The sequence below is a fragment of the Ethanoligenens sp. genome, assembly GCF_047718355.1.
Classification (GTDB): domain Bacteria; phylum Bacillota; class Clostridia; order Oscillospirales; family Ethanoligenentaceae; genus Ethanoligenens.
Map to the genome: position 1 here is coordinate 1 of NZ_JBDNLG010000117.1, position 7399 is coordinate 7399.

The 7399-nt window shown below is 53.4% G+C and carries 11 protein-coding genes and 1 pseudogene; all 12 read left to right on the forward strand.

All coding sequences use genetic code 11. The features are described 5' to 3' along the window. A partial coding sequence (locus ABF463_RS13245; RefSeq protein WP_415534296.1) for a phage capsid protein occupies window positions 1-891 on the forward strand: 891 nt, incomplete at its 5' end. Between the two features lie 41 nt (window positions 892-932). Then, on the forward strand, window positions 933-1295 hold the full coding sequence (locus tag ABF463_RS13250) for a hypothetical protein (protein ID WP_415534298.1): 363 nt from the start codon (window positions 933-935) through the stop codon (window positions 1293-1295). 2 nt (window positions 1296-1297) lie between these two features. Beyond that, entirely contained in the window at window positions 1298-1627 is a 330-nt protein-coding gene (locus tag ABF463_RS13255) for a hypothetical protein (RefSeq protein WP_415534300.1), read from the forward strand. Between the two features lie 19 nt (window positions 1628-1646). Next, on the forward strand, window positions 1647-2030 hold the full coding sequence (locus ABF463_RS13260; protein ID WP_415534302.1) for a hypothetical protein: 384 nt from the start codon (window positions 1647-1649) through the stop codon (window positions 2028-2030). Continuing rightward, a complete protein-coding gene (locus ABF463_RS13265; RefSeq protein ID WP_415534304.1) occupies window positions 2027-2428 on the forward strand; it encodes a hypothetical protein in 402 nt (133 codons plus the stop codon). Before ABF463_RS13260 ends, ABF463_RS13265 begins: the two co-directional genes overlap by 4 nt. A 49-nt stretch (window positions 2429-2477) precedes the next feature. Continuing rightward, window positions 2478-2903 (forward strand): phage tail tube protein, encoded by a 426-nt coding sequence (locus tag ABF463_RS13270; protein WP_415534306.1) that lies wholly within the window; start codon window positions 2478-2480, stop codon window positions 2901-2903. 32 nt (window positions 2904-2935) lie between these two features. Then, complete coding sequence (locus tag ABF463_RS13275) at window positions 2936-3304, forward strand: hypothetical protein (protein ID WP_415534308.1); 369 nt, start codon at window positions 2936-2938, stop codon at window positions 3302-3304. Beyond that, complete coding sequence (locus ABF463_RS13280; RefSeq protein WP_415534310.1) at window positions 3234-3632, forward strand: Gp15 family bacteriophage protein; 399 nt, start codon at window positions 3234-3236, stop codon at window positions 3630-3632. Before ABF463_RS13275 ends, ABF463_RS13280 begins: the two co-directional genes overlap by 71 nt. A gap of 21 nt (window positions 3633-3653) precedes the next feature. Further along, entirely contained in the window at window positions 3654-4754 is a 1101-nt protein-coding gene (locus ABF463_RS13285; RefSeq protein ID WP_415534312.1) for a phage tail protein, read from the forward strand. Between the two features lie 91 nt (window positions 4755-4845). Then, on the forward strand, window positions 4846-5394 hold the full coding sequence (locus ABF463_RS13290) for a phage tail protein (RefSeq protein WP_415534314.1): 549 nt from the start codon (window positions 4846-4848) through the stop codon (window positions 5392-5394). Continuing rightward, window positions 5387-7141 (forward strand): glycosyl hydrolase family 28-related protein, encoded by a 1755-nt coding sequence (locus ABF463_RS13295; protein WP_415534316.1) that lies wholly within the window; start codon window positions 5387-5389, stop codon window positions 7139-7141. Before ABF463_RS13290 ends, ABF463_RS13295 begins: the two co-directional genes overlap by 8 nt. Next, window positions 7141-7399 (forward strand): annotated as a pseudogene (locus tag ABF463_RS13300) (phage tail protein); the annotation flags it as partial. The gene ABF463_RS13295 and the pseudogene ABF463_RS13300, both read left to right, overlap by 1 nt.

A 7399-nucleotide genomic window follows, 5' to 3' on the forward strand; every position in this document is an offset into this window, starting at 1 on the left:
GCACTCTGCTCCCCGTTCATCACTGCAAATGTCCGCTGGCTTTCCGCCCGCATCTTCCACTTCACACAGATGAGCACCAGCGGTTTTGGAAACCACTCTCGCAGCGGCGGCTGGAACACTGGCACGTTCACACAAGCCGACAACACTTATACCGTAGGGTTTGACCGTGACATCCAGTTCCTAGTGGACAAAGCGGATGTGGACGAGACCAACCAAGTCGCGTCCATCCGCAACATTTCCGATGTGTTCCAAAAAACACAGGCAGTACCCGAAATGTGTGCTTATTTCTTTTCAAAGGTGGCAAAGATTGCACAAGCGCAGGCTGGCTACCACTCCAGTACTGCCGCATCCGACAACGCGTATCTGCCCGCAAATGTGTTTGAAACGCTCAAAGAGTTCCTGTCTGCCGGCAAGCTGCGCCGCTATCGGGCACAGGGGGCACTCATCATGTATGTGACCAGCGCCGTGATGAGTTCGCTGGAACAGTCTCCCCTCTTTACCCGGCAGATCAATATGACCGCTCTCACCAACGACGGCATCGGTCTGGAAACCCGTGTGACCAATATCGACGGTGTGCCGGTTATCGAGGTGATCGACGACGAACGTTTTTATGACAATTTTAACTTTACATCCGGATTCGCGCCGGTTTCTCACACATCCAGCGTGGTAGGCTCACACAAGATCAATGTGCTGATTGCTTCCCAGCTGACCACCTACTGTGTGCCTAAAATCTCCAGCATCTACTTTTTTGCACCTGGCACGCACACTGAGGGTGATGGATACCTCTACCAAAACCGTCAGCTCTCGGATGTATTCGTTTTCCCCAACGGAAAAAGCAACGTTATCGACAGCGTATATGTGGATGTTGACACGGCCGAATTCGGACAATAAGCAGATGCACGACCACATTCGCATCAAGGGGGGAAAAACCGATGGCATATGCAGACGCGGCTTTTTATACCGGTACATACGGCGGAACAATACCCGCAGACACGGCGCTTGACACCTTGCTGGCACAGGCATCCGACGACATCGACAACGCGGTTTACGGCCGCATCGGCGCACTGGGAGGCTTCAACGCTCTGACGCCATTCTGCCAGAAACAGGTGCAAATGGCCGTGTGCGCACAGGCAGACCATCTGCAAACGACCGGCGGTCTATCCGATCTGGGAAGCGTAAACGGATACACCATCGGGGATGTAACTGTGCGATTGAGCGGAGCTGCTGATTTGCTGTTAGCGCCGCGTGCGCGGGAATATCTGACGCCGACCATGTTGCTTTTTCGGGGGGTCTGACCATGCGGGTACCCTACATCGCACGCATTTGGGACACGACCCCGACAGTGGTTCATCTAACAGACGGGCTGTCTGAAGACGGTGTACCCAACGAAATTGCCACCTATACCGGCAAATGCAATTTCTCCGAAAAATCAAAAACCATCCGACAAAGTAATGGCACGCTCATCCGACTCTCAGCCACCTTGACCATTGGCGCGGATATTGCTCCCACCCTTCCCATTTTGACTGGCAGCGTGGACATCGGCGGGCGTACATGGCAAATCGCAGGCGCAGATCGCCCTCGAAACCCGGATGGAACCGTTCATCACACCGTTTTGCACCTATCCTGATTACAAGGAGGCAAACGAAATGGAAAATCCGCTGATTACACTCAACGCAGAAGGACTGGAACTGTTGCAATCCGCCATGGCGGCTGCCCTGATCCAAACGGCAGAAAGCATCCTTGCACGGGAGCGGAGCGACGCTGTTATACCGATGGACACCGGCCGGCTGCAGAATATACAGACATATGTGGACAGCACCGGTGCGTCACAGGGCATCGTCGCCATTGTGACCGACGCGCCGCAGGCCGCCCGGCTTTACTTTCACCCGGACTTCCATTTTCGGCAGGATAAAAACACGAACGCACGGGGTGAATGGTGGGAGCCGTGGATTAGCGGCAGCCATCGAACCGAACCAACGTCTTTGTTTACCGCATTGCTCAAACAACATGCAAAGGAGATATTGTTATGATGTGTATTTCAGACGTCATTGGATGGCTCAAAACCAAGTACCCCGGGGTCGGGGTCTACAACCAGCTCATTCCCAAACGCGATCCGTTTTGCATCGGCGTTTATCGCAAACAGCGCGGTGTATCGGCACTTGCAGTGGGCGGTGTAGACTGTACATCGTTCGACATGCTGCCTGTTGATTTTCTCATTCACTGGGGGGAGGCCGCAGGCGCCTGTGAAACCACAGCCAACAGCTTATATGATTTGATGCGCGGCAACCTGTCCGAATGCATCGGTGGCCACGCTGTCCGGCAATTTGCCTTGCAGGACGCCGCGCCAGCCGGGATTGGACGGGACGAAGACAACATTTGTGAGATGATTGTACGCGTCAACATTATTTACGAAACCACCGGAAAATAAATGACTTTCCGAACCCGGATACCCGTACACAAGAAAGGCAGGAAATAAAATGGCAGTATATCCTACGCACGGTTTGACTTTTAAAATCGGCAAGGCGGGAGACACCTCCGCCTCGTTGGTTGTAAAAGACGTCACCAGCATTGAACCCAAGTTAAAAGGACAGGTCAAAACCTGGAACCCCCTTGACCAACATGGCTGGCAGCGGGCCTTGATGACGGGCAAAGGATTGACAATCGCCCACAAAGGGCAGCGCAACGAAGGCGACCCGGGCAATGACTTAATTGCAGGCATGTTAATGGCCATAGGCAGCGCCTGCACCATCCCATATGAAATTGATTTTCCAAGTGGGTCAAAACTGAACGGAAATGTGGTGATCGACCTCTCCACACCGTTCGGCGGCGCAGCAACCGATCTCTCCTCCCTGGAATGGGACGCTGTCATGGATGGTGAACCAACCTGGACCGCCGCCAGTTGATATGAAAACCCAATACACAAAGGAGATACACCATGAACGTGGATATGGATGCTTATTTTGATACACAAAAACCGACCATCAAAATCTTTGGCAACGCGTATGAAGTCGATAACGATTACAAAAAAGTATTGGCCGCTCAGCGGAAATTTGCCGCTCCTCGTTCTGACGAGGATAGCGGTGCCATCATGCGGGAATTGCTCACGGATAATTTAGCAGGCGGCAAACAAGCGGCAGACGAAATTCTGGCACACGATATGCCCTTTGCTTTCTGGAACTTACTCCAATTTGGCATTCTGGCGGCTATGACCGGAAAGACGGTGGAACAATTGCGTGAGGCTGGCGAAAAATCACAGAAAGATGCGCAATTTCGCCGTACAAGCAGCGCGAAAAAACGGGTTTGATTTTGAACGTGACTATCCTCTCATTGTCACATCGTTCGCTTCAGCCTATGGATTACGCATCCGCTCGCCCGCTACGCACATTCCGTGGCCGGAATTCACCGCATTGCTTGCGGGTCTTCCCTGCGATACGCCTCTTCCACAGATGATCACCATCCGGCAGACAACTGAAAAAGAGGCAGAGCAGTTGAACACAGCGGCACAACAGGCACGGGTGGATTGGCAGATTTGGTTGGCGGAACAGTCCGCTGCTGCAAGCGACCTTACAGCGGCGGTGGAACACGTTTTCCAGTCTTTTTTCGGCGGACAAGCTGAAACGATTGATTCCTGAAAACAGAACGGAGGAAGCACCATGGCAGAAAATATCGGCGCTATTTCCTTTGGCATTCACTTAGACACAAGCAACTTGGGCACGCAGCTAACCAATGTCGGCGACACCATCGGGACCACCTTACATACAATCTTTTCAACCATCTTTTCCAGTTCATTCAGTACCGGATTGTTTACGTCCATCCAAAACGGATTGTCCAGTGTGATGAGCGGCGCACAGACCGCCGGAAAAACCATTGTATCCGCTCTGGGACAAGCCTGGGACGGGGTGCAGAATGCATGGAATAATGCCGGCAGTTGGTTCAATGGCGTTTGGAGTGGGATGCGCGGCGCATTCGACAGCGCGCCCGCTTTTTGGGGCGGTGTGTTTTCACAGGCGCGCGCCGGTGTACAGAATGCATGGAGTGATTCCGGCAGTTGGTTCAGTGGTGTTTGGGATGGGATGCGCGGCGCATTTGACAACGCGCCCGCTTTTTGGAGCAGTGTGTTCTCCCAAGCATGGTCTGGGATTCAAAACACATGGAGAAATGCAGGCGGATGGTTCAGCGGCGTAAGCAACGCTGTTGCGGGTGCATTTGATGGTGTAGGCGACCGAATCCGCAGCACATTTGATTCCGGCATCGCATTTATCCAATCCCTGCCACAGGAAGCGGCATCATGGGGTAGTGATATCGCCTATGCACTTGCGAACGGTATCCAAAGCGCCGCCGGCGCCGTGGGCGACGCAGTCAACGGCATTGCACAGGATATCCGCAGTTTTCTTCATTTCAGCGAACCTGACACCGGCCCACTGGTCGGCTTCCATACATGGCCCAAAGACATGGTGGCCGGCATGGCGGACGACATCTCAGAAAATCGTGGAACTGTACTTGCCGCCGTCAACGATATGACACAAAGCATGGCCACCGCGTTTCAGACAGGCATTGCCCCATTAAACATGGGCGCACTGGGCAACATCTCTATCCGGACAGACGCGGCGGCTCTCGGCGGAATGCGTTCTACGTCCACCACTACCAATCACACAAAAGCCCCTGTCATTAACATTAACGGCCCTATTTCGCTGGCACAGGCAAACGGGGAAAAACAGGCCTTGCAGCAGCTCCAGTTCCTTGCGGATATCTAAGAAGTACCCTACCGATTCTGTGCAAAAGATTCCCAAGCACACAAACCATATTTTGATAGTTTTACACTCAAAACATTGAAAGGAGATTCACATGGTCACGCCGGTCAGTTATAACAATATACCGCTTAACGACGGTTTCTTTTCAAGCGATCTGCAAGGCGTTTTCGACGCGGACAAATCCCTCACAACCAACAATATCTTCGGCGACGGGCAGGTGTTCGGCCGTTCAAAAGTAAATGAACGAAAACTGGTGCTGCGTATTGTGGCGGGCGGATATGATCTTGTAAAACTTTCCGTATTGAACCGCATGGCCTCCGGGAATAGTGTCAAACCCATGGTGATTGACACAGATTTCGGCCGACTGATCGGATACGCAGAAGTGACCGGTTTCGCGTGGAATGATGACGCACCGTTGCTGTCTTCTTGCCAACTCACCATGCCCGATCCGCATTGGTACACCGTGCAGGCTGATACGCTTTCATTGGAGCCCCATATCGACCACGGTGTGTTATTTGATACGGCAGCCATTTTGATTTTAAATGCCGGAGACTCTGACGACGCGGACCGCTTTGCCTTAGCCGCAGGGACCTCCGGCCAAGTAAGCAGGACTTTTTTAGGGGGGCCACAATCTAATGTCTGAAGACACATTGTACGAATTCCAGCAGCGCTATGATTTGCCGCAAAACTGGGCGTCCAACAACCCGATTTTACCACAGGGCGTGCTGGGATTTGAAAGCAACACGCTAAAATTTAAATTGGGTGACGGCGCGACGCGCTGGAACGACCTTCCATATGCATCCTCTCCCGCAGTAAGCGGTGGTGATATGGCGAAGACCGACTTTTTCAAAGGGCTTGGCTCGCGAAACACCAATTACATCGACCACTGTGCACATGGAGACAACGCACCTTTATCTGTTCGGGAATTCGGTGCCAAAGGCGACGGTTCCTCGGATGATACGGATGCCATTCAGCTCGCCATTGCCTATGCTTACGGCTGCGGCGGCAGGTCTATCTATCTGCCGGGCGGAACCTACTGCATTTCCCGCCCGCTTTACATTTGGGGCGGAGTAACCTACGACAGCCTTGCTACTCGCCTGATCGGCGACGCGGTAAACACCGCCGTTATCCGAAAGACCACGCATAACCCGACCGGAGACGGCACCGCGTGCGACGGCATCGATGCAATCCTGATCTGCGTCAATGCGTCCAAAGATCTTTCACAGGACACCTACCGGGTCGAGCTTTCCAATATGTATCTGGACGGAAAACTTTCCGACACCGATCTATGCGCCTACGGCATCTATATGCCCGGCGAAGGGGCCGACTTGCTTTTTGACAGCATCACAGTACGGGCGCAGACTGGCGTTCAGTTTGCCGGCAACATCTGGCAGTCCAACTTTAAAAACATCACCATGTGGGCCAGCGTCAAAGGCTTTTCCATGCTCCGCAGCGGTACCTCTAACCACATCGACAAAGCGTTTGTGGTGGGTTCGAGTGTCTATGCCTACGAACTGCGCGGCGACTATTCTACCGCCTCGGCGCTTGCCGCCGATTCCTGCACCGGGGTCATCTATTATTTTGCCTACGGTTCCTGGTCGGTCAATGGGTTGGGGAACGAAAGCTCTCCAAATGCAACCTGCACGGTGAAAACCGGACAGGAAGCATGTATCACACTCAAGTCTGTGGGGTTTGGATGCCATGACGGCGCCGATGCCGCCGTATTCAGTCCAGGAAACTATTCCATTCTCACCGTAATCGGCGGGCGAATCGGGTACAGCGGAGCAATCCACGCGGGCGCGCTTTACGACCTGAATGCCGAGTTTACCAAGCTATCTTTAAAAGACGTCTTTATCGGGGACAAATTCACCCGGATGCCTACTGTTTACAGTGTGAAAAATCAATTTGTTTTTTCCGACAACCGCGGGTCGTTCGGTCTGCGTGAGAATATGCCATTCCTTGGCGTGGACGTAGCCGGGAACGATGCGACCGGTGTTGTATCTCCAAAGCTGGACTATTGGATGACTTCCCCGGCATGGGATGGTCGGGCACTTTTCCTCTCGGTGGATACCGTCCGCCTCGGCATGAACGGAGAAGCTGTGGGTTATTCCCAAAAGCCACAGGTGGGCGATGTTTTTCTGACAAAAAATGTTGCGTCACGGGGTGTTCTAGGCTGGGTATGTGTGAGCAATGCTGGCGCAACCTATCAGCGAGATTGTACTTTTTGGGGAATACCTGCCTATACCTATGGTCCGACCGCCAACCGCCCCGTCCCCACTGGAAACACGTGGCTGGAACCGGGTATTATGTATTTTGACACAGATCTTGGGAAGCCGGTCTGGTGGAATGGCAGCGCCCATTGGGTGGACGGCACTGGGGCGGTGGTTTAATGCTGCACGATATCATCTTTGGAGCACCTAAAAACCTGCTCAAGCTGCTCTCCGGCGCTCAGTCCGCAAATGGCATCACCGCGCAGGCGGCGGTAAGCGGGTTAATCACACTCTCCGGCACTGCCACGGCGGATACCGCCCTCACGATACCTGTAAACAGCGCTGCGATTGGCAGCGGGCAATATACCGCCTCCATGACCCCCAAAGGCGGCTATGCGACCGGAAACGTGACGGCAAATATATTGCAATCCGCACAGG

Bases quoted from the DNA above. Each gene is read 5' to 3' on its own strand.
- ABF463_RS13250 (WP_415534298.1), top strand. From the start codon at position 933: ATGGCATATGCAGACGCGGCTTTTTATACCGGTACATACGGCGGAACA.
- ABF463_RS13255 (WP_415534300.1), top strand. From the start codon at position 1,298: ATGCGGGTACCCTACATCGCACGCATTTGGGACACGACCCCGACAGTG.
- ABF463_RS13260 (WP_415534302.1), top strand. From the start codon at position 1,647: ATGGAAAATCCGCTGATTACACTCAACGCAGAAGGACTGGAACTGTTG.
- ABF463_RS13265 (WP_415534304.1), top strand. From the start codon at position 2,027: ATGATGTGTATTTCAGACGTCATTGGATGGCTCAAAACCAAGTACCCC.
- ABF463_RS13270 (WP_415534306.1), top strand. From the start codon at position 2,478: ATGGCAGTATATCCTACGCACGGTTTGACTTTTAAAATCGGCAAGGCG.
- ABF463_RS13275 (WP_415534308.1), top strand. From the start codon at position 2,936: ATGAACGTGGATATGGATGCTTATTTTGATACACAAAAACCGACCATC.
- ABF463_RS13285 (WP_415534312.1), top strand. From the start codon at position 3,654: ATGGCAGAAAATATCGGCGCTATTTCCTTTGGCATTCACTTAGACACA.
- ABF463_RS13290 (WP_415534314.1), top strand. From the start codon at position 4,846: ATGGTCACGCCGGTCAGTTATAACAATATACCGCTTAACGACGGTTTC.
- ABF463_RS13295 (WP_415534316.1), top strand. From the start codon at position 5,387: ATGTCTGAAGACACATTGTACGAATTCCAGCAGCGCTATGATTTGCCG.